This window comes from Streptomyces sp. NBC_00190 (assembly GCF_036203305.1).
Lineage (GTDB): Bacteria > Actinomycetota > Actinomycetes > Streptomycetales > Streptomycetaceae > Streptomyces.
In genome coordinates this window covers 8,525,793-8,552,372 of sequence record NZ_CP108131.1, presented here as the reverse complement: position 1 = coordinate 8,552,372, position 26,580 = coordinate 8,525,793, and the positions used below count along the sequence as shown (strand labels likewise).

General features: G+C 69.9%; 21 protein-coding genes and 3 pseudogenes. 6 read left to right on the top strand and 18 right to left on the bottom strand.

Annotated features, from left to right (window positions below; genetic code table 11):
• Nucleotides 1–15: 15 nt before the first annotated feature.
• The 5 genes and pseudogenes from OG429_RS39720 to OG429_RS39700 form a co-directional block, all read right to left on the bottom strand.
• The gene (locus OG429_RS39720; protein WP_328930097.1) at nt 16–534 is read right to left on the bottom strand and encodes a hypothetical protein; all 519 of its coding nucleotides are present in this window, start codon (nt 532–534) and stop codon (nt 16–18) included.
• A gap of 643 nt (nt 535–1,177) precedes the next feature.
• Nucleotides 1,178–1,720: a hypothetical protein gene (locus OG429_RS39715; protein ID WP_328930096.1), complete on the bottom strand. Its 543-nt coding sequence runs from the start codon at nt 1,718–1,720 to the stop codon at nt 1,178–1,180.
• A 618-nt stretch (nt 1,721–2,338) separates the two neighbouring features.
• Nucleotides 2,339–3,394: a S8 family serine peptidase gene (locus OG429_RS39710; RefSeq protein ID WP_328930095.1), complete on the bottom strand. Its 1,056-nt coding sequence runs from the start codon at nt 3,392–3,394 to the stop codon at nt 2,339–2,341.
• 546 nt (nt 3,395–3,940) lie between these two features.
• Nucleotides 3,941–4,243, bottom strand: coding sequence for a hypothetical protein (locus tag OG429_RS39705; RefSeq protein WP_328930094.1), 303 nt, complete (start codon nt 4,241–4,243; stop codon nt 3,941–3,943).
• A gap of 249 nt (nt 4,244–4,492) precedes the next feature.
• Nucleotides 4,493–4,780: pseudogene (locus tag OG429_RS39700) on the bottom strand (HNH endonuclease); the annotation flags it as partial.
• A 141-nt stretch (nt 4,781–4,921) separates the two neighbouring features.
• Here OG429_RS39700 and OG429_RS39695 point away from each other — a divergent pair.
• Nucleotides 4,922–5,320 (top strand): hypothetical protein, encoded by a 399-nt coding sequence (locus OG429_RS39695; RefSeq protein WP_328930093.1) that lies wholly within the window; start codon nt 4,922–4,924, stop codon nt 5,318–5,320.
• Nucleotides 5,321–5,639: 319 nt separating this feature from the next.
• Here the strand turns inward: OG429_RS39695 and OG429_RS39690 are convergent, their stop codons facing one another.
• Together OG429_RS39690 and OG429_RS39685 are read right to left on the bottom strand one after the other, a co-directional pair.
• A complete protein-coding gene (locus OG429_RS39690; RefSeq protein WP_328930092.1) occupies nt 5,640–6,038 on the bottom strand; it encodes a hypothetical protein in 399 nt (132 codons plus the stop codon).
• Between the two features lie 811 nt (nt 6,039–6,849).
• A complete protein-coding gene (locus OG429_RS39685; protein ID WP_328930091.1) occupies nt 6,850–7,284 on the bottom strand; it encodes a hypothetical protein in 435 nt (144 codons plus the stop codon).
• A 942-nt stretch (nt 7,285–8,226) separates the two neighbouring features.
• On the opposite strand from OG429_RS39685, the gene OG429_RS39680 reads away from it, so the two are divergent.
• The gene (locus OG429_RS39680; RefSeq protein WP_328930090.1) at nt 8,227–8,697 is read left to right on the top strand and encodes a lamin tail domain-containing protein; all 471 of its coding nucleotides are present in this window, start codon (nt 8,227–8,229) and stop codon (nt 8,695–8,697) included.
• A 175-nt stretch (nt 8,698–8,872) separates the two neighbouring features.
• Here the strand turns inward: OG429_RS39680 and OG429_RS39675 are convergent, their stop codons facing one another.
• The 3 genes from OG429_RS39675 to OG429_RS39665 form a co-directional block, all read right to left on the bottom strand.
• Nucleotides 8,873–10,108, bottom strand: a complete 1,236-nt coding sequence (locus tag OG429_RS39675) for an IS701 family transposase (protein WP_443051323.1) — start codon at nt 10,106–10,108, stop codon at nt 8,873–8,875.
• A 406-nt stretch (nt 10,109–10,514) separates the two neighbouring features.
• Nucleotides 10,515–11,177: a response regulator transcription factor gene (locus tag OG429_RS39670; protein ID WP_328930089.1), complete on the bottom strand. Its 663-nt coding sequence runs from the start codon at nt 11,175–11,177 to the stop codon at nt 10,515–10,517.
• Complete coding sequence (locus OG429_RS39665; RefSeq protein ID WP_328930088.1) at nt 11,152–12,324, bottom strand: sensor histidine kinase; 1,173 nt, start codon at nt 12,322–12,324, stop codon at nt 11,152–11,154. The genes OG429_RS39670 and OG429_RS39665 overlap by 26 nt, the downstream gene beginning before the upstream one ends.
• Nucleotides 12,325–12,499: 175 nt before the next feature.
• Between OG429_RS39665 and OG429_RS39660 the strand changes: the two genes are divergently transcribed.
• A complete protein-coding gene (locus tag OG429_RS39660) occupies nt 12,500–14,770 on the top strand; it encodes an MMPL family transporter (protein ID WP_328930087.1) in 2,271 nt (756 codons plus the stop codon).
• Nucleotides 14,771–14,837: 67 nt separating this feature from the next.
• Here the strand turns inward: OG429_RS39660 and OG429_RS39655 are convergent.
• From OG429_RS39655 to OG429_RS39625, 7 genes and pseudogenes are all read right to left on the bottom strand, one after another.
• Nucleotides 14,838–15,842 (bottom strand): annotated as a pseudogene (locus tag OG429_RS39655) (IS5 family transposase).
• A 749-nt stretch (nt 15,843–16,591) separates the two neighbouring features.
• A complete protein-coding gene (locus OG429_RS39650) occupies nt 16,592–16,867 on the bottom strand; it encodes an isoamylase early set domain-containing protein (RefSeq protein ID WP_328930086.1) in 276 nt (91 codons plus the stop codon).
• Nucleotides 16,868–17,021: 154 nt separating this feature from the next.
• Nucleotides 17,022–18,041, bottom strand: coding sequence for an ATP-dependent DNA ligase (locus OG429_RS39645; protein WP_328930085.1), 1,020 nt, complete (start codon nt 18,039–18,041; stop codon nt 17,022–17,024).
• A 24-nt stretch (nt 18,042–18,065) separates the two neighbouring features.
• Nucleotides 18,066–18,479, bottom strand: a complete 414-nt coding sequence (locus OG429_RS39640; RefSeq protein ID WP_328930084.1) for a hypothetical protein — start codon at nt 18,477–18,479, stop codon at nt 18,066–18,068.
• 2 nt (nt 18,480–18,481) lie between these two features.
• Nucleotides 18,482–19,057 (bottom strand): non-homologous end joining protein Ku, encoded by a 576-nt coding sequence (gene ku, locus OG429_RS39635; RefSeq protein ID WP_328930083.1) that lies wholly within the window; start codon nt 19,055–19,057, stop codon nt 18,482–18,484.
• Between the two features lie 63 nt (nt 19,058–19,120).
• Nucleotides 19,121–19,810, bottom strand: a complete 690-nt coding sequence (locus OG429_RS39630; protein WP_328930082.1) for a CBS domain-containing protein — start codon at nt 19,808–19,810, stop codon at nt 19,121–19,123.
• A gap of 415 nt (nt 19,811–20,225) precedes the next feature.
• Nucleotides 20,226–21,137 (bottom strand): hypothetical protein, encoded by a 912-nt coding sequence (locus OG429_RS39625; RefSeq protein WP_328930081.1) that lies wholly within the window; start codon nt 21,135–21,137, stop codon nt 20,226–20,228.
• A gap of 301 nt (nt 21,138–21,438) precedes the next feature.
• On the opposite strand from OG429_RS39625, the pseudogene OG429_RS39620 reads away from it, so the two are divergent.
• A pseudogene (locus OG429_RS39620) lies at nt 21,439–24,895 on the top strand (DNA polymerase III subunit alpha).
• Nucleotides 24,892–25,359: a hypothetical protein gene (locus OG429_RS39615; protein WP_328930080.1), complete on the top strand. Its 468-nt coding sequence runs from the start codon at nt 24,892–24,894 to the stop codon at nt 25,357–25,359. Before OG429_RS39620 ends, OG429_RS39615 begins: the two are co-directional and overlap by 4 nt.
• A gap of 127 nt (nt 25,360–25,486) precedes the next feature.
• On the opposite strand, the gene OG429_RS39610 is transcribed toward OG429_RS39615, so the two are convergent.
• A complete protein-coding gene (locus OG429_RS39610) occupies nt 25,487–25,636 on the bottom strand; it encodes a hypothetical protein (protein ID WP_328930573.1) in 150 nt (49 codons plus the stop codon).
• On the opposite strand from OG429_RS39610, the gene OG429_RS39605 reads away from it, so the two are divergent.
• Nucleotides 25,596–26,261, top strand: a complete 666-nt coding sequence (locus OG429_RS39605; protein ID WP_328930558.1) for a DinB/UmuC family translesion DNA polymerase — start codon at nt 25,596–25,598, stop codon at nt 26,259–26,261. The two genes, OG429_RS39610 and OG429_RS39605, sit on opposite strands and share 41 nt — an antisense overlap.
• The last annotated feature ends 319 nt before the right edge of the window (nt 26,262–26,580 follow it).

The following is a 26,580-nucleotide window of genomic DNA, read 5'->3' as shown; positions in this document are numbered from 1 at the left end:
GGCCGACGGCTGGCTTCACACGTCGATGGTCCTTCGAGCGTGTTCAACGAACTGGGCGCGCTTCGATGATGCGTGGTCCAGGAACCGTCTGACCTCTTGGTGTTCCGTCACAACGGAGGGACCGCCGCCCTGCCCGAGGGTGGCCGCGCTGATGGCGGCGATGCAGGCCGAGAGCGATCGAGACAGCTCTTCCGCCACGCGAGCCAGCTTCTCCGGCCCTTCGATCTCCACCGTCGCTTGAGCATCGGCGAGCCCGCCATGGAGCGATGCACGGGCCCCAGCGACGCTCGCGCGTAGGGCATCAAGATCCGCTCCCGGCGTGATCAGCTCGGCATTGATCTCCTTCAACGCCTTGTGCAGCTCGTCCGCCTTGGCCGTGAACGCTGAGTACGCGTCACGGCGGAGCTGCCGGCGCCAGTGCCGGTGCTCTGCCCTTATCTGTCGTTGCGCCGATAAGCCTGCAACAGCAGCCGCGAGGGTAGTACCCACCACGCCCACGGCTGCACCCACAACTGCCGCCACCCCTGAGTCCATAGGGGAATTCTGACGGCCGGGAGCCACGTGCGGGAGGCAACTGGGTAAGGCCAGGCACTCACGCCCTGGCGGCGGGCCTCCCGTTTGAGCGGCGTGGAGGACTGCTGGACGGTCCGTCTGCTTGCCGTTCTCCAGCCGGGACACCTTCGAGCGCTGCCGGCCGAGTCGGGCAACGCAGTCGAGCAAGTGCCATCCCCCAGCCAGGGAATGACCCCTCGGCGACGCATCAGGGAAGGGTCACATAAGCATGCCCCTGCGCCAGGGGATGTGGTCTCGCGACTGTCCCGGCGGGGCTGCTCCACCGAACCGTGGTGGCCCCCGGGTCCAGGCAACCACGACGCCGGATTCTTCTTCCGCCACGTGGCGCTTCCTCCGGCTCATCGCCAGTGGTTGGTGTCCACGATCTCGCCGGTCTCCAGGGCGATGCGGCCCTGGAAATGCCGCGTTGCGCGTGACCATGATCAGAAGCGGCCGCCCGTCCTGCGGGAAGGCGTCGTAGAAGCCGCGCACGCTCGTCGACTGTCCGCGCCGTCCGTGTTGTCCGCGCCCGCCCGCCCGCCCGGCCGGGCTCGCCTGACGGCCGGGCCGGGGTGCGGTGACGCCAGCACCGCGAACGCGACCGCAGTTGGGCCCGTCACTCGACTCAGCCGCTGACCGGCCACTGCGCTGGTTCCGCGTTGAACCCCTGAAAGACCTCGACCGCGGCCGGCTTCTGCCCTGCCGGGATCAGGAACGCCGTGCAGATCTTCTCAGACTGACCCGGGCCCAGGGTCTTTTCGCTCTGCGTTGCCGGGCAGTTGGCCCACTTCGCACTGCCCATCATGACGATCAGGGCACGCGTCCTCAGACCTGACTCCGTCCTGATCATCAGGTCGCCGTCCATGTCACCGACCTTCATGGGCGTGCCGCTCCTGTGAGTGAGCGTCGACCACACGAAGACGGGGATCTGCGGGCCTTTGTCGTCCTTCTGCAGGCCGGAGTTTTCCATGTCCGCCTCGGTACCGGTGTGCACCTCCAGCGGTGTCACCGTGAACTTTGCGTCCTGCGAGTTCAGCTTCTGGCTCTCCTGCTCCGGACTGGCCTCGCCCAGGCGGAACGTCTTCTTGGCGTCGGCGGCACGCGGCGATGGAGAGCTGTTGCCCTTCGCCGTCCCAAGGCCATTGCACCCGGTCAGGAGGGCGGTCACGGTCGCAGCCCCCACCGCTGCCGCTGCAGCGCGCGTCCACGTACGCAATCTCATCTCGCCTTTCCCCGGGCCGGGCAGCAGACGCCGCCACGACCCGCACTTCATCGTTCCGAGCGATCATCCTCTCAAATGTGGACATGCCAAGATGGCCCCGCCCCGCCCGGCCCGCCCGGGGAGCCGGCCAGACGCGGCACAGTGATTCTGCGGGTGAGTACATACGGGCCGGGCGGATCGAGTTGAACGGGTGACGGGCGAGGCCCTCAACAGCCGGGGCAGCGGGCCCGGAAGGGTCAGCGGCGACGGCGTTTGACGATCGCCGCGATGCCGAGGCCGGGGATCACGGCGACGAAGGCGCCGAGTGCTGGCCACTTCCAGGAGAGGCCGGATTCCGCAGCCGCAGACTCCACTCGGCGTGGCACCGCAGCTGCCGGGTCGGCGCTGGGGGTGGGGGTCTGCACCGGGGCCGGGGCGGTCAAGGTATCGGCCGGGCGCCAGGCCCGGGCCGCTCAGCCGTGCGGGGCCGACCAGCATTTGGGCCGTGGCCACGGCCAGGCCCCCAGGCCGCCGCCGGGGCTTGCTCGCGGGCGACGGCGACGGCCTGGGGATCTGGGTGAAGGATCAACTGCGGCGGCGCTTGACGATCAGCGTGCCGGCGAGGCCGAGGCCCGCGGCGACGACGGCGCCGAGTGCCAGCCACTGCCAGGGCAGGCCCGCTTCCGCAGCCGCAGCTTCCGCTGGCGCAGCAGCAGCTGTCTGGCTGGGGGCGGGGGCGGGGGTGTTCGTGGGGGCTGGGGCCAGGGGGTCGACGTCAGGTGCCCCCGGGTTGCCTGCCTTCTTCAGCAGCACCCAGCTCGGGCGGGCCGCCCCGTAGCCGACCCAGTCGTTGCGCTTGGCGCCGTCGACGGGGCCGCCGGCGGTCTCGATGAGGACGCGGGCGACTTGATTGGCGGTCCAGTCGGGGTGAGCCGACCATACGAGCGCGGCGGAGGCGGAGGTCAGGGCACTGGCATACGAGGTGCCTCCGTCCCTCACACACCAGGCCGTGTTCTCCTTACAGCGGACCGGGGCCTTGCTGCCATATGCGGACAGGTCCGTGGTGTGCCCGTGGGAGGAGAGCTCCAGCGGCTCGGCGGTCTCGTCGATGGCTCCTACGCCGAGGACTCCCGGAACCTGGGTGATCAAGTTGATCGCGTTGTTGCCCTCCCCCTCATTTCCCATGGCAGCGACGACGAGTACCCCCTTGCTCTGGGCGTACTCGACAGCCGCCTTGAGCCTTGGGTAGGAGTAGTAGTCGCCCCAGCTCAAATTAATGATCTTGGCCCCGTTGTCGGCCGCGTACCGGATCCCCTTGGCACCCTCGGCGCCTGCGGCAAAGGCCATGGGCGTGCCGAGGCTGGTGCGGACGGGCATCACCTTGGCGCCGGGAGCCAGACCCTTCGGGCCGCCTCCTGCGCCGTCGCCGACGATCGCTGCGGTCATGGTGGTCCCGTGCCCGTCAACATCGTCGTGCGCCGGGTACGTCTTGTCCGGCTGCCCGGCCGGCGGTGACATGACCGAAACGCCTGGAAGGACGGACTCGCTCCGCACGCCCGGGACTTCCTTGAAGCCGCTGTCGACGACGGCCACCGTGATGCCGCTGCCGTCTGCGACCTTCCACATCTCCTGAGCCTTCATGAGCGTGAGGTAGTCCGGCGGGTCCGTGTCGGCTGCCGCAGGTATCACCGATCCTGCGCTAACCGCCAGCGCTGCGACGGTGACGCCCGCCGCCCTCCGCCACGACCCTCGTCGTACGGTGCCCTGCATTCCTGCCCCCTTGTGTACGTGCGCTGCAATCTCGCGCGGACCTACCTCATCACACGGGACGCCGACCGCCTGTGGGCGGCCGTGCTGTTCCGGGCCGGCCGCGGGCACCCCATTCGACCCCGAGGCCACACAAGCCCCGCAGAACGCCCGGCAGTCCCGGCGACCGGGAAATCCCCGACCCGGACGTGCCGCGCGGCCCGCACAGGGCGAACGAGGCGCCTTCTTGGGGGGTTTGAGCCCGATGGTGCGTCACGGCCTGCACCGACGTGGCGCTCTGCTTCTTCTGTCGTCGCGCGAAGCGCGTCCTTCTTATCTGTTTAAGCGGCTGAGGAGTGCACTGCCTCCACCGGGTCCTGCCCGCCGTAGGCCTCGGCGCAAGGCTGGTACCCCGGCGCGCGCGGGTGCGCTGCGGCAGGGTCAGCGGGCCAACGGATCCCCGCCCGGGCCGGGGCCGGATCCGCCCGCGTCCTCTGCGGCCCCGTACCGCATGGCCAACAACCGGAATCCGGTCAGCAGGATCACTACCCCGCCACCGAGCGGGAGCAGCAGGGATGCGGCGTCGCCAAGGTTGTCGACTGTGTGCCAGAAGACATCGCCGACGGTCTCCCGGCGGCCGCTCGGCTGGTGCTCGTAGGCACCGGCAAGCCTGCCCGCAAGGTAGAGGCCGGCGGCCAGCAGCACACCGCGCGCAGCCACCCGTCCCAGGTCAAGCAGTCCCACTCGCATGCAACACCCGTCGTCGGCTCCCAGAGTACGGACCCCCGGCCAGGGGGCGGGAGTGCGCCCGCGCCTCCCCTGGCCCACATCCACACTCCTGCTGCGGCGCGGCGGCTCAGCCGCCGGCCCCGCCGACGTCGGCCGCGGACGCTCCCCGCCGGCACCGACCGTGCTGCCCCCCTTCCGGACAGGCAACCCGAAGAGCCGCCACCCCCTTTGCAGGATGACGGCCTTCGACATTGCCGCCTCCCGCTACGGGGCGGGGGTGAACTCCACGTCGGTGTCGCCGCAGCCGGCCGCGATGTCCAGCAGCCGGTCCCGCTCCGCCTCGTCGACGGCCAGACCCCACCGGAGCTTGGTCGCCGTCCACTCCGCCCCGTACCGGCACAACGCCGCCGACGCCGGCGGCAGCCACTCGAACGGATCCTGATCAGCCTTCTGCCTGTTCGACCGGGCAGTCACCGCCACCAGCGAGGTCAGCTGCCCGAGGTCGTTCGCGTAGGCTTCGCGCCTTTTCGCGGTCCACGAACTGGCGCCAGCTGGCGGGGAGCGTCATTCGTTTCGTGCCGTATTCCTCTGGTCATCCTCACGGATCCGGCCTCACGGCCTGGCGTTTGGTCCATGATCACGGAGCGGGAGCCCGATCTCTCGCCTCCGCCCTTCGACCGACCAGGAGCCCGCATGTCCATCGAGCTCGACTTCCCGGAATTTCCCTACGAGGAACCGCCCGGCGGCATCACCTGCTGGCAGAAGCCCTGGAACGGCGTCCTCGTCGTGGTGGACCAGATACCTTTCAAGACCGGCGACAAGGTCACCTTCCACATCACGGTCTGCAGCGACGCCACCGGGCAGACCCCGGCCGCGGAGATCCAGGGTGTCGCGAGCATCACCGCCGACACCACCTCGGCCAGCTACACAATCCCCTGGGACGGCGTCCTGGACGCCGTCACCGAGGGATCCATCATCGCCTTCTACACCCTCACCCCCGCCGACGGCAGCGCGCCATCGACCTCGCAGGAAGCCATCGTCCGGTACTCCCGTCAGCGGCCCGGCGGCACCGTTTGCGGTCCGGACAACTGACTGTTGGGCAAAGGTCCTCGCACCAGCGGCTGTGCTGCGAGCTGATGCGTGTGCGGCTGGACCGACACTCCGAGCGCCGTCGGCCGACCGTCGGTGAACGTCATCGTTGCCCAGTACCGCCCGGCTGATCGCACCGGCACATCGGCAGAAACCAAACCATGTCCCACGGTTGCGTCAGATGCAACATCGTGGCGTTGAACCGGGATCGCCCGATGCAGAGGGCCCTCCATCACCTGCATGAGCCACGGACCACACCTTCCCGACCAGGTCAGAAGCGGTCACCGAGCAAGGCGGAATGATGCAGGCGACACAACTCCGCCTACTTCGAATCCCAGGCCTCGGCGAGCGGAACCATGTGGTCGATGTCGAGTGCGCCGGCAGGAGTCACCAGCTGCTCGTCGTAGTACGACCACCAGGCCCCGCCGGTCAGCGTGCAGCCCGGCCCGATCACCGGCGCCTCAACTGCCTCCTGAATCAGCACCTCCATCCTCGTATTGCAGCCGTCTGAGGGATTCGCTCCCGCGTTCCAGTGCCGGAACGCGGTGCGCTGGTAGCCGGTCCGGTCCTCCAGCGCCACCGGCAGCGCGGAGACCGCCACCCCGAGCGGAAGGACCTGCGGCACCGCGCGCTCCCCGGCCGCGGCGGGGGCTGTGACGGGAAGGGACAGGGCAAGAGCAGCGGCTGCCGCGGTGGCGGCCCGCATCATCATGATCATCACGAGGCGGTTGTAGCCGTACCCACGGCGTCAGCAACAGTCCCCCGCCTGCGGGTTCACCCGCCCGGGGCGCCTGATTCACAGCCGAAACGCCACTGCACACCACCCCACAGGTGGGATACCCGGCGGCCAGCTCGGAGCGGACAGGCGGCCGATCAGCCAGCGGCCGCGGCCGGACCCGCCCCGAACCGAGGAACATCCTCCACCGCGGCGTCCAGACGCAGGCGCTTGAAGCGCAGCGGGTGGCGAAAGACTCCGCCGCGGCCTGTGGCCCGGTCGGCGCTGATCTCCGCCACCGGACCAGGACCGCGTCCAGGACGTCACGGCTGCCCCCGCCGTGGCGAAGCGGACCCCCGTCCACGGATGTACGGGGCCGGCCGAGCGGACGCCGCTGCGGCGGCGGCAGTGATGGCAGCGACGGCCTGGTCCACGCCGACGCCCGCCGCGTGCGCGAAGGCCAGGATCCGCTCGACGTCAATGCCCTTCACGTCGGGACGGCCCATCGCGGCGGCGGCCACCCGCCTGCTGAATGCCCGACATGGCGAGCCATAGCGGCCAGCCCGCCCTCAACATCTGAGTGTCGTCGGTCAGCCGGGGCCGGCAGTCCGGCCCCGGCCTCGGGCGGGGTGGCACACAGGTAACGGGTGCAGCAGGCGGCAGGCCACGGCCTCGCGTACGGGCCACCCCCGAAAGAGAGTGCCCGGACCGCCGCCCGGCATGCAGACGCCGAAGAGGCTGTGGGCCTCTCCGGCGTCTGCGGTGCGGGGCGGCTCGCCGGGACGGACTCCCGGGGGCTGCGGGGCTGTCGGTGTCGTCACTTACCGAGCTTCTGCTTCAGGTCCTGCTTGAGCTGGTTCTTGATGACCTGCTTGTTGACCTTGTTCACGGTGCCGCCCTTGCCGGTGCCGTCACCGCCCACGGCCGTGGCGTCACCCAGATTGGTCGCGTCGGCACTGGCATTGCCGCCAGTGGCGTTACCGGTGGTGATCACGCACTTGCCCTTGCAACTGCCGACACCCGAGTCGGCCGCGCCACCAGTGGCCGTACCACCGACCGTCGTGTTCTCCGCGTTGGCGTCACCGCCGGTACCGATACCGTCGGCGCTGTCGCCGTGGGCGAGGGAAACAGCCTGCTGCGGGACGGAGACCGGCGCGGCCATCGCGGTCGCCGGCAGGGCGATACCGCCACCCACCAGCGCCAGGGAAGCACCGGCCAGAACAACACGACGGGACGAGAAACGCTCGAACATGGGAATTCTCCATTCGGAATTCAAGAGGTTTGAAAATTGTCCCGAAAAACTAATCTGGGACAATTTTCCGGCCTCACATTCTCCGGGAATTCCCCGGTGAGGACGTACTTCAAATAAACCCTGCCGGAGGACACGCGTCACGCCACTCGAATACGTGACTGGACAACCAGAATCGATCTTGGTAAAAGCTGCTGACCTCCGGCGCGAGCCGTGCGGCGTCCGGCCGGGGGCCGGCTCTGCATACCGAGAGCCGAGGGCGAGCCGCGCCCCTCCAGCCACGGGATCGCTGCGGGAGTGGCGGAGGACGCCGGGACACCCGACGCCCCGGAGTGACCGGGGCACGGCGGCGAGGACCGGATGCGACGCCGCCGATCCACTCCTGCCAGCCCTTCGCCACAGCCAGGACGGCATTCCGGACCCCCAGCCCGAGACGGGATCGCCCTGCATCTCCCGGAAGGGCCAGGTCGCCCGGGCCCCGCTGCACAGGCTGCCGCAGGGGGACGCCCAGGACACACGGGGCGCAGTACGGCTTCGCCGCAGCCGGCCGGTGCCAATGGGGCAGGTGCCAGTACATCAGGACTGCTTGCGTACGAGCCTTCGAAGAAATGACAGAAGTGGCTGTTACCGGGCCCTGAACCCGTTCGGCGCAGTCACTGCGGGCGGCACTGAAGCGGGGGTCCGGCGGGTCGGGGGGCTGAGGGCCGTGGGCCTCCTGGACATCCCTGGGACCTGGCATCTCCGGGGGTCAATGCGGCCTTGACGCATGCCTCCTATAAGGGAGCGTTACGGATATGTCCGCATTGGGCAACACGGGTCGTTTTCATTGGTTTCGGGCGTGGTTCGGGGCCAGAGTGTGGCTCCTCGGCAGGACGCCGGGAACTGTTCGCAGCCCGCCCGGCGTGCACACGGCCGGCAGGGCTGACCGTTGAAGGAGCCATCCGCATGCCTGCTTCTCTCGCCACCCGCCGCACCCTCGCCGGCCTCCTGGCCGCCGGCGCCCTGATCGGCGCCGCGGCGGTGCCGGCCGCCGCCGACGACCACCGGCCCGACCACCGCGGCCCGCACTCCTCCGTCGTCATCGGCGACGTCGAGAACGCCGGCCGCGGACGCGACAACCGCGCCCTGAACAGCGAATGGGTCGAGGTCAAGAACACCGGCCGCCACAGCGTCGACCTGCGCGGCTTCACCCTCACCGACAAGCAGGGCAACCGCTACCGCTTCCACGGCTTCCGCCTCGACGGACGCTCCAGCGTCAAGGTCCACACCGGCCACGGCCGCGACACCCGCCACGACGTCTACCAGGACCGCCGCCACCAGATCTGGGACGAACGCGACACCGCCACCCTCCGCGACAACCGCGGCAACATCATCGACACCGAAACCTGGGGCCACCGCGGCCACCACCACCGCTAGTACTCCAGCAGTACTTTGTGGCTTGACCTGGGGAAACGTCGAGCGGTGGGAGTGTAGCGGGCAGGTTGTCGTCACGGACGGCTTCTGCCGGCCTGCCCCTCGAAGGAGTGCCCACGACGGTGGTAGTGGCAGCGGCGGGCCACCGCTTGGCGTCGCCGACGCCAGTGCGACCAGTTCAACGCGTGGGTGTAGGCGCGGGGATCTCGGGGTGGACGAGCTGCCAGGAGGCGCCGCACTTCTGCCACAGTGAGCTCGATGACCACGGCATCCTCACCGGCGGATCCCCCTTTTGGGCTGCTTGCGTGCTCATCACGGCGAGGAAGGTATGGGCGAGCATGGCCAGGGTGATGTGTCGGTACCAGCCGACGTAGCGGCGGACCTCGTACTCGTCCAGGCCGCACTCGTTCTTCGCGGCCTGGAAACACTCCTCGATCGCCCACCGGGCGCCCGCGACGCGCACCAGTTCGTCCACGGCGACATCCAGCGGCGTGTAGGCGAGGTAGTAGGCGATCTCGTCCGGCCGGCTCAGGCTGCGTCGTGCCAGTGCCCACCGTCGGCGGATCAGCACGCCGTCACGGTGGTCGTACTCGGCCGCCGGTCGCAACTGCACGGCCGCCCAGTCGTACTCGCGCTGTCCCTTGGCGCCCGCGCCGCAGGAACGGCGTTCCCATGCCTGGTCGGGGGCCTTGTCGAAGGCCTTGTCGATGCGTGGGCCGGCCAGGGAGAACTGAGACTTTGGGACGGCCAGGACATAGCCGACACCTGACGTTTCCAGCATCCGGCGAAAGCGGTTGTCCTGTCCGTAAGCGGCGTCCGCCGTGACCCAGGCGATTGGCAGTGGCGAGGCCAGGGCCCTGCGGACGATCGTCGCCGCGAGGGTGTTCTTGGTGGCGAACTCCCGCTGATCGGGGACCTTGGCGGCGCGGCAGCGGTCGCGGTCGTCGGTCCAGGACCTGGGCAAGTAGAGCTCGCGGTCTACGAGAGCACGGCCGGCCGTGCTGGTGTAGGCGGCGAAGACGCCGATCTGGCAGTTCTCGGTGCGGCCGGCGGTGCCGGAGTACTGCCTTTGGACTCCGGCGGAGGTGGTGCCCTTCTTCAGGAAGCCGGTGTCGTCGATGATCAGCACCCCGTTGGGGCGGCCGAGGTGTTCGGCGACGTAGGCCTGAAGGTCGTCGCGGATGCCGTCGGGGTCCCAGCGGGCTCGGGAGAGCAGGTGCTGCAGTGCGTCGGGGGTGGCGTGGCCGGCGTGTTCGGCAAGTTGCCAGCTGTTCTTGCGGGCCACCGGGCCCAGTAGTGCGCGCACGTAGTCCCGCATGCGGCGGCGTGGTTCGACACGGCCGAAGTGGTGCCCGATGGTGGTGAAGAGGTGGTCCAGGTCGCGGTCCCAGGTCTCGCCTGCCTGTTCGGTGATCACAACATGAGGCTTCCCCGGCCCGGGACGACCTTGCCGTCGTGGGCACTCCTTCGAGGGGCAGGCGGGCAGAAGCCGTCCGTGACGACAACCTGCCCGCTACACTCCCACCGCTCGACGTTTCCCCAGGTCAAGCCACAAAGTACTGCTGGAGTACTAGGGCGCGTATCGAGTCGTGATCATCGGGTGGTCCTGGTGAGGTCTTTGATCCAGATCATCGAGGCGTGCAGGTGGAGACTGGCGAGGTAGCTGTCGGGAGTCTCGTCGTATTGGGTGTCTCACCGTCCCAGTTCCGGCCTCCTGGTACGTCACGCTCTGGGGCGGGTGAGGCACGTGGAGCCGACGTGAGCCGACCGGTGCACTGATGTCCGGGCGGGGACTCATGGGACATGGCCCGGCACCCGGCTCAGGTTCCGGGGAGGATACGGCGCGTTTCGTAGGCCCACATCGCGATCTCGACCCGGTTGCGGGCGCCGAGTTTGGCCATCAGGCTGGCCAGATGCGTCTTCACCGTGCTGAGGCTGATGTGCAGTGCATCGGCGATCTCGGTGTTGGTCAGCCCGCGAGCGACGGCGAGGAGCACCTGCTCCTCGCGGGCGGTGACGGGGGAGACCGGCTGGGCCACGGGCCGGCCGGCGGGCAGGTCCGCGAATGCCTGGAGCAGACGGACGGTGACGCTGGGCGCAATGAGCGCCTCACCGTCGGACGCCGACCGTACGGCCTGGGCCAGAAGGTCCGGTCCCGTGTCCTTGAGGAGGAATCCGCGGGCGCCGGCACGCAGTGAGCCGTAGACGTACTCGTCGAGGTCGAACGTGGTGATGACGACCACGGCCAGCGGGTCGGCGACGCCCGGGCCGGCGACCAGCCGGGTGGCCTCGAGCCCGTCGAGTACGGGCATGCGGATGTCGAACAGACAAACGTCGGGGTGTAGTTCGCGGGCCAGACGTACCGCTTCCCGCCCGTCGGCGGCCTCGCCGACCACCTCGATGCCGGGCTGGGCGTTCAGCATGATCCGCAACCCGGTGCGGATGATCGTCTGGTCGTCAGCGACGAGGACGCGAATGGACACCGCTCTCGCTCCTCGCTCTCGGCAGTTCGGCTTCGACATGCCAGCCCCGGTCGGTACCCGGGCCGGCTCGTAGTGTGCCGCCGAGCAGCGTCGCGCGCTCGCGCAGTCCGGTAAGTCCGTATCCGTCGCGACCCCGGCCGGTGCGCCGGCCGTTGTCGCGCACGCTCACCCGTACCGTGTGCCGTTCCGCGGCGACCCGAACGACGAGCTCGGTCGCGTCGACCGCATGGCGCAGCGCGTTGGTCACCGACTCCTGCACAATCCGGTAGACGGCCGCGTCCACGGCCGGGGGCAGCGCGTCCAGTTCGCCGTCGAGCCCCAGGTCGACCCTGAGGCGACCACCCGGGGTGCGCACCAGGCGCTCCAGATCCGCGACTCCGGCAGGGGGCGCCAGCTCGGCGCCGACCCCGCGGTCGCGCAGCGCGGCGACCATGGCGCGCATTTCCTCCAGCGTGCGCGCCCCTTCCTCCTCGATCCCCTCCAGCGCCTCGACGGCGGCGGACGGGTCGGTGCCCGCGAGCACCCGGCCCGCCTGGGCGATGATCACCATGGCCGACACGTGGTGGGCCACCGTGTCGTGCAGTTCCCGGGCGAGCTGCTCGCGCTCGCGGGAGCGCACCTGCTCCAACTGCCGCTCGCGAGCGGTCACTCGGAACCGCACGGCAGCCCCGACCACGCCGGGCACCAGCAGGAAGACGAAGCCCACGACCTTTTCGACCACCGGGGTCTCGTCCGTGGCGACACACAGCGCGCCGGCCGCGAGGATCACCGCGCCGCCCAGCACGATCTCGCGTCCCGATCCCCACCGGGGCAGCGCGTACACCAGCACGAGCACGACCGTGCCGGTGTACAGGCCGACGGGCTCGCGCGGGGCGGCGACGAGCGAGGCCACCGGAAGCAGGATCACCGAGCCAAACGCCAGCGTCACCATCGCCAGCGGGCGGGTCCGGCGCCACAGGGGCAGCAGGCACAGCCATACGGCGAGCACCACTGCCACCGGCCGCCACACGACGTTCTCGCGCAGGGTGGCCTCCAGCGCCACACCGGCAAGGCCCGCGGCGAGCAGCGCCCAGTCCCGCCGCACCCGGGCGGGCGCGTCGGGCGGCCGGGGTTCGGTCCACAGGGTTCGCAGGTCGTCTCGTAGCACGGTTCTCAGCCTAGGGACCGCTGCGTGCCGCGCATCGGCCGAAAGGACGGGTCGTCACTCCGCCCTGGGGCCGACGGATCCGCGGCCCGCGGGCCGATGCCGCGGAGCGCCGTGGCGACGAGCCTCGGTATCGGCGGCCGTACAAGGACGGCCGACGAGGTGGTTGGAGGACCCGATGCTCTCGAAAGCCCTGTTGCGCCTGGGCGCAAGCGCCGCCCGCCATCCCTGGCGGGTGATCGCGGCATGGCTGATCGCCGCCACGCTCGCCGTCCTCGCCGCGATCGCCTTCGGCGGGCGGACCGCGGACTCGATGACCGCTCCGGGGCTGGACTCCCAACGGGCCGCGGAACTGATCGAGCGGGCCGGCACCGGCCAGGAGGGGATGACCGCCCAAGTGGTCGTCACTCCCCTCGACGGCGGTGCGACGTTCTTCGACCACGGCAGCGCGCGCACCGCTCTCACGCGGCTGCAGACCGAGGTGAAGCGGCTGCCGCACGTGCTCGGCACGAGCGACCCGGCGGGGGCGCTCGACGCGGACGGGGACACCGCCGTGCGCGGCGGCCTTGTCTCGGCCGACGGGCGGATCGCGGTCGTCCGGGTGCAGTATCCCGACCAGAGCCGGCTGTCGGCCGAAGACCTCGACGCCCTCGTCGATCTCGGCGACCGGCTGCGCGCCGAGCTGCCCCTGCGCATCGAAATGGGCGGGAACCTCTTCTACGCCTTCTCCGACCCCGACGGCGGCGTGAGCGAGCTGATCGGCCTCCTCGCCGCGGCCGCGATCCTGTTCCTGGCGTTCGGTTCGCTCGTCGCCGCCGCGCTGCCGATCGGCATGGCGGTCTTCGGGCTGACCGTCGGGGTCGCCACGATGACGGTACTGGCGGGGGTGACGGACGTCCCGACCTTCGCACCGGTCCTGGGCAGCATGGTCGGGCTCGGAGTGGGCATCGACTACGCGCTGTTCGTGCTCGCCAGGCACCGGGAGTACCTCGCGCGCGGGCTCGATCCCCACGAGGCGGCGGGGCGAGCGGTGGCCACGGCGGGGAGGCCCGTGGTCTTCGCCGGCGGCATCGTCGTCGTATCGATCCTCGGCCTGGCGGTCGCGAACGTGCCGTTCATGACGGTGGGCGGGCTCGCCGTCTCGATCGTCGTTCTGACCATGGTGGTCGCGTCGGTGACGCTTCTGCCGGCCTTCCTCGGCGCCGCCGGCCCACGCCTGGCCCGGGCTGGCCGGATCGGCCGGGCTCTGCAGACCGGGAAGCTGGGCCGACTCGCACGGCAGCGGGACACGGTGGCGGGCGCCGCTCCCGCCGCCGGTTGGCGGCGCTGGATCGGGCACGTCAGCCGGCACCCGGTGCTGTACGCGATCGGCGCGGCGGGGCTGCTGCTGACGGCGACGCTGCCCGTGCTCGGCCTGCGCGTCGGCCTGCCCGACGACGGCTCACTGCCCCACAGCCGTACCGAGCGCCGGGCCTACGACCTCGTCGCCGAGGGGTTCGGCCCGGGCGCCAACGGTCCACTCGTCATCGCCGCGGACCCCGCCCGTGATCCGGGAGTGCTGGACCGACTCGTCGCAACGGTCGCGGCGGATCCGGGCATCGCATCCGTCGCGCCGACGCACATCGATCGGGCCACCGGCATCGCGACCCTGGTCGTGTTCCCGACCACCAGCCCTCAGGACAAGGCCACGGCCGACATCATCGCCCGGCTGCGCACCGACGTGCTGCCCACGGCGATCGGGCACGGCCCGGCCAGGGCCCACGTCGGCGGCGCCGCCGCGAGCCTGTCCGATGTGGGCCAACGCACCAGCCAACGCCTGCCGGTGTTCGTCGCCGCCGTGCTGGCGATGTCGTTCCTGCTGCTGATGCTGGTCTTCCGCTCGATACTCGTACCGCTCAAGGCGGTACTGCTGAATCTGCTGAGCATCGGCGCGGCCTACGGCATCATGGTCGCGGTCTTCCAGTGGGGCTGGGGAGGCGCACTCATCGGGCTGGAAGCGACGGTTCCGATCGTGTCGTTCATCCCGATGTTCCTCTTCGCCATCCTGTTCGGCCTGTCGATGGACTACGAGGTGTTCCTCCTCTCCCGCGTACGCGAGGAGTACCTGCGCACCGGCGACAACGGCACGGCGATCGTTGAGGGCGTCTCGGGCACCGCCCGGATCATCACCTCGGCCGCCCTCATCATGGTGGCGGTCTTCCTGTCCTTCGCCGTCGCCGAGGACCCCTCCACCAAAATGTTCGGGCTCGGCCTGGCCACCGCGATCTTCATCGACGCCACGGTCGTACGCATGGTGCTGGTACCGGCGACCATGACACTCCTCGGCCGGACCAACTGGTGGCTGCCGAAGTGGCTGGACTGGATGCTTCCCCGCGGCCCGGTCGGCACCGACGACACCGACGCGGAATCCACGGGTGAGGCCCCGCGTCCACGGCTGGTTGACCGTTGACTCAACTCCTGCCCGCCCTTGGCGTCCGGCACCTCAGCGCGTCACCTAGGGGCATATCGAGTCGTGATCATCGGGTGGTCCTGGTGAGGTCCTTGATCCAGATCATCGAGGCGCGCAGGTGGAAGACCGGCGAGGTAGCTGTCGGGAGTCTTGTCGTATCGGGTGGCGATGCCTCGCCATGCTTTGAGCTTGTTGATCAGGCGTTCGACGGTGTTCCGCTCCTTGTAGAGATCGGCGTCGTGGCTGACGGGTCGGCCACCTCTGGAGCCCTTCTTCTTCCGGTTGGCGGCCTGGTCCTTCTTCTCCGGGATGACCGCCTTGATACGGCGTTTGCGCAGGTGGGCACGGTTTCCGCGGGACGAGCACGCCTTGTCCCCGGCGACCGCGTCCGGCCGGATGCGGGGTCGGCCGACGGGCCCGCGTACCCGTACCTTCTTCAGGACGGGGATGAACTGCGGGCTGTCCGCTGCCTGGCCTGTGGTCAGGATGAACGCCAGCGGGCGGCACTTGCGGTCGGCGGCGAGGTGGACCTTGCTGGTCTGCCCGCCTCTGGAACGTCCGAGGAGGGCGGCCTTCAGCCGGAGTTTCCGCCGACGCCGGATGCGTCGTCGTTCTTCCAGCGCAGGATCACTTTCGGTCTCTTGCCCGTTTTGCTCTTCGAGGCCGCCCCCTTTGACCTGGCCTTCTCCTCCTCGGCCGCGGCTTTCTCCAGGGCGGTGACGACGTCCTCGTCGAGGTGCATCCCGGCCGCGTCGTGGTGGGCTCGGGCGGTGGTGGAGTCGATGCTGACCAGGCGCAGGTCCACCTCACCCCGCTTCGCGGCTTCCGTGATCAGGCCCTCCAGCAGGGCCTCGAAGACGCCGGCGTCACGCCACTGCCGGAAGCGGTTGTGGACGGTCGACCAGGCGCCGAACTCCGTCGGCATCTCCCGCCACTGCCCGCCCGTCTTGAACCGCCAGATCACGCCCTCGAACTGCTGCCGCAGTCGCTCGGGGTACGGGCCGTACTCGCCGACCGGCAGGTACGGCTCGATGAACTCCCAATCCGGATGGGTCAGTTGCACTCGCGTCACGTAAGACCGTCTATCGGACCGGACCGTGCCACGAAGGCACATCCCGCAAATTGATCACGACTCGATACGCGCCCTAACCCACTCCGGCAGCCATACCCACAGGGGCCGTGAGCTGCCACCACTTGAACCGGACGGCGTGCCACGGCAGACCAGCCGCGGCACGCCACACCCATGCAGACCGGCACCCAGCGGCCGCCGCGAGAGCGCGGAGCCTGCCGTTTGATGCCAGCTTCTCAGCCACCACTGACAATCCCGCGGCGGATGGAGGCCGCGGGACGGCCCAGCGGGGGCGTCGCCCATGGGCCCGGTGTACGGGCGGAACGGGTCAGCCCTCGGAAGGGCCCGCCGTAGTCTTCGCTGCTGTCACCAGGGCCTTCTCGACCTCGTAGCGGTCCTGCCCGGTCGCCTTCGCATGCTCGGTGACCGCGTCGTGCACCACCGCGGCGGCCTCCAGCCACGGCCGCCACGCTGTACGGGCTGGCCGTCGCCCGGGCCCCGGCCTGATCGGCCGCACGCCGGAGCTGGACGAGTTCGTCGGTCAGTTCGATTGCCACCGCGAGATCCTAAGGGCTGTCCCAACCCGCCAGTGCACGCCGCGCCCTGACCTGTGCCAGGGCGCCCCCCCCGTATTTACCTGGGCGGCGGCGTCCTCGTTCCTCTCGATAGTCGGCCGGGAGCCGGTGCCCCGGCTGGTGAGGTCTGGGCGGGGGCGGACCGCTCGGGGTGGGTCCGCCCGCGGGTATGCCGGATCAGGTGTGCAGGAGGCTGTTGATGCCGTCGTGGCCGTCGGCGTAGTCCTCGTCGAACCAGTAGTCGCCCGCCGCCAGGTAGCGGAAGGAGTGCACGCTCTTCACCGGCAGGCCGACGGTGACGGCGCGCGTGCCGTCACTACGGGGCTCCAGGATGTGGGCGCCGGGCTTCCACTCGTTGAAGTCACCGACAACGCTCACCGGGCCGGGCGGGATGTCGGAGGGCAGGACGAAGGTGACCTGAGCGCGGTCCTTGAGCAGCTTGCGTTCGAGCATGACGGGAGGACTCCTGCAGACAGGGCGGCTGTTTCGCCTCATCCTGCGGCCCACACCGGAGGCAGGCTCCCGCACGCGGCCGCCCGGGGCCACAGCTTCACCCGCCCGGCACTCGAAGTAGCGGAGATACGTGACTGGAGCCCCCTGCCGGCACTCAGCTGGCCACTGCAGCCGGGCCCGCCCCGAAGCGGGGAACATCCTCGGCCGTGACGTCCAGGCGCAGCCGCCTGAAGCGCACCGGGTGCCGGTAGACGCCGCCCCGGTCGACGGCCGTGTCGGCGCTGATCTCCGCGACCAGCTCCGGGCGGACCAGGGTCACGTCCAGGACGTCCCGGCTGCCCCAGGACGATGCGAACCGCAGGCCTGTCCATGGGTGTCCGCGGTCGGCCGCGGTCAGGTTCCCGCCGACTAGGCGCGTTGCTTCGGGGCGCAGCGGGGCGGTGCGGCCGATGGGGCGGAGGTGGTCGTGGGGGTCGTGGCGGCCCAGGAGGAGGAGCTGGGGTCGGGTCAGGGTGCCGGTGATGGCGCCGATGATCGCTTCGGTGGTGTCCCGGCGTCGGAGTTTGTACCAGCCTCTGTAGCCGGTCCGGTAGGGCTGGTTCACGGCTTTGACGACGATGCCCTCGACGCCGGACACCTCGGTCCAGGACTCCAGCCACTCCTGGGCCTTGACCAGGTCCGTTGTCATGGGGCACAGCGTCCAGGGGGCGCTCAGCCTGTGCGTGGCGAACAGGGCTTCCAGTCGGGCGCGGCGTTGCCGGTAGGGGTAGATCAGCAGCTCGGTCATGTCCTGCTGCAGGATGTCGAAGCCGATGAAGAACGCGGGCAGAAGCCTTGCGAGCCCACGCGCGCTGCGGCCGCGGGCGGCAGCTCGGCGCTGCAGTCCCTCGAACGACAGCTGGCCCGCTTGCGTGTCCCAGACGACGAGCTCCCCGTCGAGAACCAGACCGTCCGGCAGCTGGTCGGCGGCGGCGGCGAGGTCGGGGAAGCTGTCCTGGACCATCGAGCCGCGCCGGGTCTGCACCAGCAGCCGGCCGCCCGCCCTGGTGGGGGTGAACAGGAGCGCCCGGTAGCCATCGAACTTCTGCTCAAACGCCAGCTCGCCCAGCACGCCGGATCCCGGCACCGACTCCACGGCCTGCGCCAGCATCGGCTCCACCGGCGGTCGCAGCATCACCTCCAGGGCCTCCCTTCGCGCTCATGTCCGGGATGAGGACAGGGCTTTGACGAGGTCGTCGCGGGTCATGTGGGAGCGGCCTGGGATGTCGGCGGCGGCGGCCTTCTTGTAGAGGCCGGCCTTCGACAGGCCGCTCAGCTCCTCCTCGGGCGCGGAGCGGATGCGCTTCTTCGCTCCGGGTTTCTTCCCGGCCGCCTTGGCGGAGGTGGTGGCCTTGCCTCCAGTGGCTTTTGGGCTCCCGGCCCGCTCGACGCTGGCACGCAGGGCCTCCATGAGATCGACCGCGCCGGTCGCCTTCGCCGCCGGCTCGGCCTTCCCCACCGTCTCGCCGGCCCGCTTCGCCTCGATCATGGCGGCGACCTTCTCCTGGAACGTGTCGTGGAACTCCTCGGGGTCCCACCGCATCGTCAAGGCCTCGATCAGCTGCTCAGCCATCTTCAGCTCCTTGTCGGAAGCCTTCGTTTTGCCGGGCGGTTGTCGATCTCCTTCTTCGGATCCCTGATCTCATCCGCCCAGTGCAGGGTGTGGAGGGTCAGGACGCCGTTCTCGGCTTTCACCGCCACCAGGTACTCGTGCTGGCGCATCACGAACGTGGCGATCCCGGCCTTGCCTGCTTTGGCCAGGGCCTGTTCCAGGAGGCTGTAGACCCTGGCGTTCTCGGCGCCCCGCGGTCCCAGGTAGTACGTCGTACCGAAGAAGATCGGGTCCACCTCGTCCAGGTCGACGAACCCGGCGATGTCCAGCGACCGGGAGCGACCCGGCGCGATCTCGTCCAGCTCCTTCGGCTCCACCAGGACGTACTCGTCACCGGTGTCGTAGCCCTTCACGATGTCGTCCAGCACGACCTCGTCACCGGTCCGCTCGTTCACCCGCCGGTTACGGATCCGGTCCGAGGTGCCGCGCTGAAGCTGATGAAAGAATCGTATGGCTGTCAGTGGCCGTGTAGAGCCGACCGGCAGGCTGACCAGCCCAAATGAGAGATTCCCGGCCCAGACCGGACGAGCCACGACCATCACCGCCTTTGCGTTGCCCCCGCACCTACAGCTCAAAGCCTCGGACACGTGTAACTGAGCGCTCTACTTGGCCAGCGCTTCTTTGGTTGGCGCGAGGTAACTCCGGCCTAGCCCCCCCCCGGCGGCGGCAAGGTGGGCGTCCACGGCAACGACACCGTCGACGCCCTGGCAGAGGCCCACGACCACCAGGACAAGACGCGGTTCCGGGACGTGACCCCACAGGGTGACGACTCCGTCCCGGACCTCGATCGCGACGGTGCCCTCGTCCAGGCCGAGGATGCGCCCCAGGACGTCATGCTCGACTTCCCCGCGGATCTCGGCGTCGGAGCGGATGAAGGCGTCGAGCAGGTCGCTGCGGCTGACGATGCCGGTGAGGAGCCCGTCGTCGCCGACCACCGGCAGCTGCTTGACATGCCGACTGCGGAGTTCCCGAGCGGCCCGGGGGATCGTCCAGTCGGCGTGGGCGGTAAAGACGGGGCTGCTCATGAGCGCGCCCGCGGTTCGGGCCCGGGCCTTGCCCCAGACGCCCGCCTCGTTCCCGTCCTGCCCCTGCGGATCGGGCATGCCGGTCTCGTGCCGCAGAACGTCGGACGCGGACACGACGCCGACAAGGGAGCCGTCGTCATCGACGACTGGAGCCGCGACAATGTCGTTCGCGTCCAGCAGGCCGACGACATCCTGGACCGGTGTATTGGGGTGGAGGGTGACGACATCCTCGGTCATCACGTCACCGACCGTGCGGCGGTGCAGCATGGCGTCGGCCTCCTCAGTTTTACGACGGGGCGGCTGCGGTAGGACCGCCCGGGCGGACGACGCGCGGCGCGCCGGCCTCCGCGGCCCTGCCGGCTCGTCAACGCGTCTTCCCTCCCATGACAGCACCCCGCCTCTCCGGCGACCAGTGACCTTTGACCTGGCGAGAAGGGCCAGCGGCCCCATGGCCAGAGTGCCGCCGAGTGTGTGGCAGGTGCTGGCACCTCGACGCCATGTCCGCGTCCGTCTGGGGTTGAACGTTGTAGTTGGCCGAGCGGGCCAGGTTGGGTGCTCAGTCACAGTTGTGACTTAGCGCTGTAGTTGGCCCGTCCGGCCAACTACAGCGCTCAAGATTCCGCACTCCTGCGGTGACCCCGTGCCGTCGGGGTCCCAGGTCGCCGCCACCCCTTGGCGAGGGCTATGGCGCGGTCAGTACCCACCACTGCCGCAACGTGCGGAGAGTACGCAGGAAGATGTGCGGACCCCGGCAGACGGGGCGGGCGTAGTGCCTGACGGGGTCGCCGTTCGGGAAGACAAGGTCGTCACGGCCGACGACTGCAGCTCTGTCCCCCGTCAGCTGGATGTGGTGGACGGTGTTCACCTGCTTAGTGGTGTCGATGCCCCGCTCGTTCCCTCCAAGCAGGAGTAGCCGGTCACCGCGGGTCGCGAGGCCGAACGGATCCGAGACCGGCAGGGTGCGGATGCGGAGTATCCCGTTGGGTCCCGTTTCGACGAGCGGTGCGCCGGGCCAGTAGGTGGCGTGGACGGTGGAGTCGGAGACGTTGATCGTGTTGATGCCCGCGACATGGTGGTAGGGCTCCGGTGGGCGCAGGGAGCTTGCGTGGTTCCCCCTGTTGTCCCAGTGGACCAGTCCGCCCGCGCTGACGTTGTCACCGCTGTATATCCCTTCGTCGGCGTACCCGGTCCAGAAGCCGGCCCTGCGGTCTGCGACGAGGTGGGTGAGGCGGGTTCCCAGAGGGAGCCGGCGTCGAGAGCGGCAGTCTGGGCCGAAGATCTGGCCGGAGGGTGCGTTCGGCGCTCCGTTGCCGGAGAGGACGAACCCGCCGCCCGGGAGTGCGTCGAAGGCCTTCGGGTCTACGGCCACTCCGTGCAGGGTCCGTTCCCGGACCTCGCCCCGGTCGCTGATGACGACCAGAGCGTTGAAGGGCAGGTTCGCGGGAGATGGGACGTCCCGGCCGCCCCATCTGTAGGGGGACCGGACATCGGGGCAGATGAGCCAGAGAGCCCGGCCCCACGGATCGATCGTGGAGGCCAGTACCTTCCGTTCGTCGTACTGCCGAGGCAACAGTGCGTAGGGACGCAGTGCCACCTTCGTCAAAAGATCACCTCGCGGGCGAAGGAATGCAACGCCTCCATGATCACACGATCGCTGTGGGCTCAGCCGCGAGTCATCGCAGGTAGAGGCGGGCGCGGTCACCCTGCGGGCCAAGTAGCACGCGCATCGAGGCCCACTAGGACGCTAAGGGGCCAACTACAGCGCTACGTCCCAACAACAAGATCGCATCGCTACTTCGGCGTAACGGATTCGCGATGTTCGAATTACGTTCGATATCCTGGAAGGAGAGATTCGGCCATACCGGCTGAGAACAGACGGTGATCGGAGGTGGGCCATGGGCTGCGGCGTCCATCTGCATGTCGCCAGTGGATTCTCAGCCCGCTACGGGCGCCTCCCATCCCCGTGACCTGGTGCAACGCGCTGCAGAGCGCGGTATCGGCACGCTCGCGCTGACCGACCGGGACACCGTCACCGGTGTCGTCCGCTTCGCCCGAGCGGCGATGGAGAGCGGGGTCCGGCCAGTCTTCGGCGTCGACGTCGCTCTCGCGCCTCTCACCCCCGCCGCCCCGTCGCCGGTCCGGCCCCGGACACCGGTGCGCGGCGGCGCGCACGTCGTCGAGCCGCCCCTGCGGATCACGCTCCTCGCGCGGGACGCGGGTGGCTGGGCGCGGCTGTGTCGTCTGGTGTCGGCCGCGCACGCGGATGCTGCCGGGGGGCTGCCGGTGGTGTCGTGGCTGGTGCTGCGGCAGTACGCGGATCAGGGCCTGGTGGTGATGCTGGGGCCGCAGTCGGAGCCGGTCCGGGCTCTGTCGGCGGGCCGGCCGGACATCGCCGGGCGGCTGCTGGTGCCGTGGCGGGAGCTCGCGGGGGCGAACCTGCGGCTGGAGGTCATCGACTACGGGCTGGCGGGCACGGGTCCCGGCTCGCTTCGGCTTGCCGCCCGCACTCTGGGTCTGGCCGACCAGGTCGGTGTCCCGGCGGTGCTGACCAATGCGGTCCGGTACGCCGATGCGAGCCAGCACCGGATCGCTGATGTGCTGGACGCGGCCCGGCTGTTGCGCCCGATCGACTTCCGGCAGGTGGACTGCGGTCAGCGGTGGCTGAAGGACCCCGCCACGATGGAGCGGGCGGCGGAGCGGATCGCCGAGGCATCGGGCGCCGGACCGGGCCGCGCGGCCGCGCTGCTCGCCGAGACCGTCCGCACCGCGGAGGGGTGCGTCGTTGACCCGGTCGCGGACCTCGGTCTGGGAACTCCGCACTTCCCGGAGCCCACCGTCGTGGGCGCCGATCCGGACCCGGGCGGCGCGATGCGGCTGCTGCATCAGCGGTGCGCGGACGGGATGTTCGCGCGTGGCCTGGACCGCGACCGCCGCGCGGTCGAGCAGCTGGAGTACGAGCTCGATGTGATCGGACAGCTGGAGTACGAGCCGTACTTCCTTGCTGTCGCCCAGGTTGTGGCGGATGTGCGGGCGATGGGAATCCGGGTGGCCGCCCGCGGGTCGGGGGCCGGGTCGATGGTCAACCACTCGCTTTTCGTGGCGACCGCGAACCCGCTGGACCACAACCTGCTCTTCGAGCGGTTTCTGTCAGTGCGGCGCCGCTCGCTGCCGGACATCGACATCGACGTGGAGTCCGCCCGCCGACTTGAGGTCTACGACAAGATCATCGAACGGTTCGGGCGGGAGCGGGTAGCGGTCACCGGCATGCCCGAGACCTACCGGGCCCGCCACGCCCTGCGCGATACCGGCCTGGCCCTCGGCATTCCGCCGCAGGTGATCGACAGGGTGGCGAAGAGCTTTCCGCACATCCGGGCCTGCGACGTCCGCGACGCGCTCGTCTCCCTGCCGGAGCTCAAGCAGCTCGCCGCCGACGCTTCCTCCTATGGGGCCCTGTGGGAGCTGGCGGAGGGCTTGGACAAGCTGCCTCGGGGGATCGCCATGCACCCCTGTGGCGTGATCCTCTCCAACGCGAGCCTGCTGGACCGGCTGCCGGTGCAGCCCACGCCCGGCGGCCAGTACCCCCTGGTCCAGGCCGACAAGGACGACGTCGAGGACCTCGGCCTGCTCAAGCTGGATGTGCTCGGGGTACGTATGCAGTCCGCTATGGCGCACGCCGTCGGGGAGATCCGCCGAACCTCGGGCCGGCACATCGACCTCGACAACCCCGACCACGTCCCCCTCGGCGACCACGCCGCGTTCGAACTGATCAGGAAGTCCGACACGGTCGGGATGTTCCAGCTGGAGTCCCCCGGCCAGCAGGACCTGGTCGGCCGGCTCCAGCCGCGCGACGTCCAGGACGTCATCGCCGACATCAGCCTGTTCCGGCCGGGCCCAGTCAAGGGCGGCATGCCCGCCCTCTACATCGCAGCCCGCCACGGCGCCGCCCCCCAGTACCCGCACCCCGACCTCGAACCGGTCCTGTCCGACACCTACGGCGTGACCATCTGGCACGAACAGATCATCGACATCGTCTCGGTCATGACCGGCTGCGACCGGGCTCTGGCCGAAGTAGCCCGCCGCGCCCTCGGCGACGCCGACCGCCTGCCCAAGCTCGAAGCCTGGTTCCGGCAGAAGGCAGGCGCCCGCGGCTATACCCCGGCGGTCCTCACCGAGGTCTGGGACATCGTGAAATCCTTCGGAGCCTACGGCTTCTGCAGGGCGCATGCCGTGGCCTTCGCCGTGCCCGCCCTGCAGTCCGCCTGGCTCAAGGCCCACCACCCGGCCGCGTTGTATGCGGGGCTGCTGGAGCACGACCCGGGCATGTGGCCACCGCGTGTGATCGTCTCCGACGCCCGCCGCCACAAGGTGCCCGTCCTGAACGTCGACATCAACCGCTCGAAGGCCGACTACCGCATCGAGCAGACCGAGAGCGGTCAGTGGGGTGTGCGGATGTCGCTGTCCTCGATGAAGGGGATCAGCGAGGACCAGGTCGCCCGGATCGCGGCCGGCCAGCCCTACAACAGCCTCCAGGACTTCTGGCAGCGCGCCCGCCCGGCCCTGCCGATCGCCGAACGCCTCATCCAGGTCGGCGCCCTTGATGCCTTGCGCGGCCCGCTCACCCGCCGCGACCTTCTCCTCCAGGCCGCCGAGCTCCACGCCCACACCCGCGCCCGGCCCGCCGACGGCCAGCTTCCCCTCGGCGGTGAACTCGTGACCGCCGAACCGTCCGGGCTCCCGGAGATGACCAGCCGGGAAGCGCTGAACGCGGAGCTCAGCGTCCTGAAGATCGACGTATCCCAGCACCTGATGACCCACCACCACCGGCTGCTGCGCGAGATCGGCGCCACCGACGCCGCCCACCTCAAGACCATGTACCCCGGTCAGAAGGTCCTGGTCGCAGGTGTCCGCGCCTCCACCCAGACCCCGCCCATCCCCTCCGGCAAGCGCGTCATCTTCGTCACCCTCGAAGACGGCTTCGGGCTCGTCGACATCGCCTTCTTCGAAGACAGCCACGACCAGGTCGCCCACACCGTCTTCCACTCCGGCCTCCTGCTCGTACGCGGCACCGTCGAGGCCCGCGGCCCGCGCCGCACCGTCGTCGGCCAGATGGTGTGGGATCTGGAGGAGCTCGCCGCCGCCCGCCGCGACCACGGACCCGAAGCCGTCCTCACCCTCCTCGGCACCCAAGCCGCGCCCACCCCCGCCCAGGAGAAGACACCCGCACCGGCACGCACGCTGGCGAACGGAACCACCGGCGCCCGCCTGCACCCGTACGCAGACCTCCAGCCCGCCGGCACCCGCGCCGCCGACCTCAAAACCCTCGGCTACACCAGCCCCGGAAGCCCCGGGTGACCACCATGAACGAACGCTGCATCCTCCATGCACACTTCCACCTGCCCGACGGCGCCCACCCGGACCTGCACGCGGAGTTCCTCCTGCGCGCCGAAGGCATCACCCCGCGGGTGCAGGCCATCCCGCCCGACTCCGCGCATCTGGATATCAGCGGCGCACTGCGTTACTGGCAGCGCGACCCGGAAGGACTTGCTGTTCTCCTTCGACTGCGCACCATGGCCCTTCACGGCGTGCAGACAACCTGCGCCATCGCCCTCAACCGAACCCAGTGGGTTCGCCGATTCCCGGAGGGTTCCACCATCGAACCCGTCGCTCGATGTGGGTTTCGGTCCTTGGAGGGCGGCAGGTTCGGTGGCGCAGCCGCTGTTGGGCGATCAGCCAGAGGGGGTGGTGCACATGAAGCAGCCAGTGTTCTTCCACACGGCTTCTCCGTCTTGACGGGGGCCGCGGGCTGCCTGAGCTGATGGAGGTGCTCGGCAGGTTCACCCCGGTCGCCCAAGCGTTGCCGCCTTCGGCCGCGATCGCGCAGATGTCCGGCGCTCTTCGGTTGTTCGGCGTGGACCCCGTGAGCCTGGCGCACCGGCTCCGTCTTCAGGTCCTCGCGCTGCACGGGCTGGACATGTCGGTGGGGGTCGGCCCGTCGTGGTCGGTGGCGGCCATGGCGTCCGCCCGCGCTGGGGCGAGAGGGCTGCTGCTGGTCATGCCGTCCGAGACCAGCTCCTTCCTCGGGCCGCTGCCCATCGAGGACCTGTACGGATCCAGCGCACGCGGCGGCGCAGCTCCGGACGCTCGGGGTCAACACCATCGGGCAGCTCGCGGATCTCCCCGCAGTCACGGCAGCGCGGGTTCTCGGCAAGCCTGGGATGGCTCTGCTGGAGCAGGCGCGGGGAATCGATCGTCGTGCTGTCGCCCCCGGGCGGGAGTCGGTGTCGGTCACCTTCAGGCCGACTTCCCCAGCGACGTCCTCGACGGCCCGCAGGTACGTGCCACCGCTCTTCGGCTCACCACGGAGCTCGCGGCACTGCTGCGCTCACGTGGACAGGCTGCGCGTACCGTCACCGTGGCTGTCCGTATGGCTGACCGGAGTGAACTGGCGAAGCCCCGGACTCTGCCCATGGCTTCCGCTCACACCGATGACGTGCGCCGGGTGGTGTACGAGGTGCTGGACGGTTTCGGGCTGCAGCGTGCCCGGATCCGCCGGATCGCCCTGACGGCCCAGGCCGTCGACGGCGCGCAGGCGCCGACGCAGCTGACCTTTGATCCCGTCCGTGAAGCACGTGTGCGCGCCGAGCCGGTCATCGACGCCCTCAACCGCCGCTACGGGCCGGGTACGGTCGGCCCAGCGGCCGTCATCACGGCGGCCTGAGGACCTTGGCCGCCACACTCCCGGCAATCGGCCGCCCGCCCGACAACCGCAGCTTCCACCTCCCACACGAGCCGGTGGGGTGCGTGGGCACCGCGGGCGGCCGACAGCCGGCTCGGCCCGCCTCAAACCGGCGAAGCCACCGAGAACGGCCCCGAGCCCTGGCTGCCGCTGCCGCCGCGCCTGGACCAGCTGCTGGTCATACGTCGTCGGCTCGAGCCCACCCTGGAGAAGGTGAACGCCCGGATCTCAAACTGGTGGGCAAGGCGGCTTGTCACGAGTTCGAACTCACTGACCAAACGCTGCCCGCGCGAGGTGAACG

What these genes read in the sequence shown, in the direction of transcription:
- OG429_RS39695 (WP_328930093.1), top strand. Translation starts at nt 4,922, where the DNA reads ATGTCCATCGAGCTCGACTTCCCGGAATTTCCCTACGAGGAACCGCCC.
- OG429_RS39710 (WP_328930095.1), bottom strand. Translation starts at nt 3,394, where the DNA reads ATGAAGGCTCAGGAGATGTGGAAGGTCGCAGACGGCAGCGGCATCACG.
- OG429_RS39680 (WP_328930090.1), top strand. Translation starts at nt 8,227, where the DNA reads ATGCCTGCTTCTCTCGCCACCCGCCGCACCCTCGCCGGCCTCCTGGCC.
- OG429_RS39685 (WP_328930091.1), bottom strand. Translation starts at nt 7,284, where the DNA reads ATGTTCGAGCGTTTCTCGTCCCGTCGTGTTGTTCTGGCCGGTGCTTCC.
- ku (WP_328930083.1), bottom strand. Translation starts at nt 19,057, where the DNA reads ATGGTCGTGGCTCGTCCGGTCTGGGCCGGGAATCTCTCATTTGGGCTG.
- OG429_RS39650 (WP_328930086.1), bottom strand. Translation starts at nt 16,867, where the DNA reads ATGCTCGAACGCAAGCTGCTCAAGGACCGCGCTCAGGTCACCTTCGTC.
- OG429_RS39660 (WP_328930087.1), top strand. Translation starts at nt 12,500, where the DNA reads ATGCTCTCGAAAGCCCTGTTGCGCCTGGGCGCAAGCGCCGCCCGCCAT.
- OG429_RS39645 (WP_328930085.1), bottom strand. Translation starts at nt 18,041, where the DNA reads ATGCTGCGACCGCCGGTGGAGCCGATGCTGGCGCAGGCCGTGGAGTCG.
- OG429_RS39720 (WP_328930097.1), bottom strand. Translation starts at nt 534, where the DNA reads ATGGACTCAGGGGTGGCGGCAGTTGTGGGTGCAGCCGTGGGCGTGGTG.
- OG429_RS39640 (WP_328930084.1), bottom strand. Translation starts at nt 18,479, where the DNA reads ATGGCTGAGCAGCTGATCGAGGCCTTGACGATGCGGTGGGACCCCGAG.
- OG429_RS39605 (WP_328930558.1), top strand. Translation starts at nt 25,596, where the DNA reads ATGCCGTCCGAGACCAGCTCCTTCCTCGGGCCGCTGCCCATCGAGGAC.
- OG429_RS39630 (WP_328930082.1), bottom strand. Translation starts at nt 19,810, where the DNA reads ATGCTGCACCGCCGCACGGTCGGTGACGTGATGACCGAGGATGTCGTC.
- OG429_RS39610 (WP_328930573.1), bottom strand. Translation starts at nt 25,636, where the DNA reads ATGGGCAGCGGCCCGAGGAAGGAGCTGGTCTCGGACGGCATGACCAGC.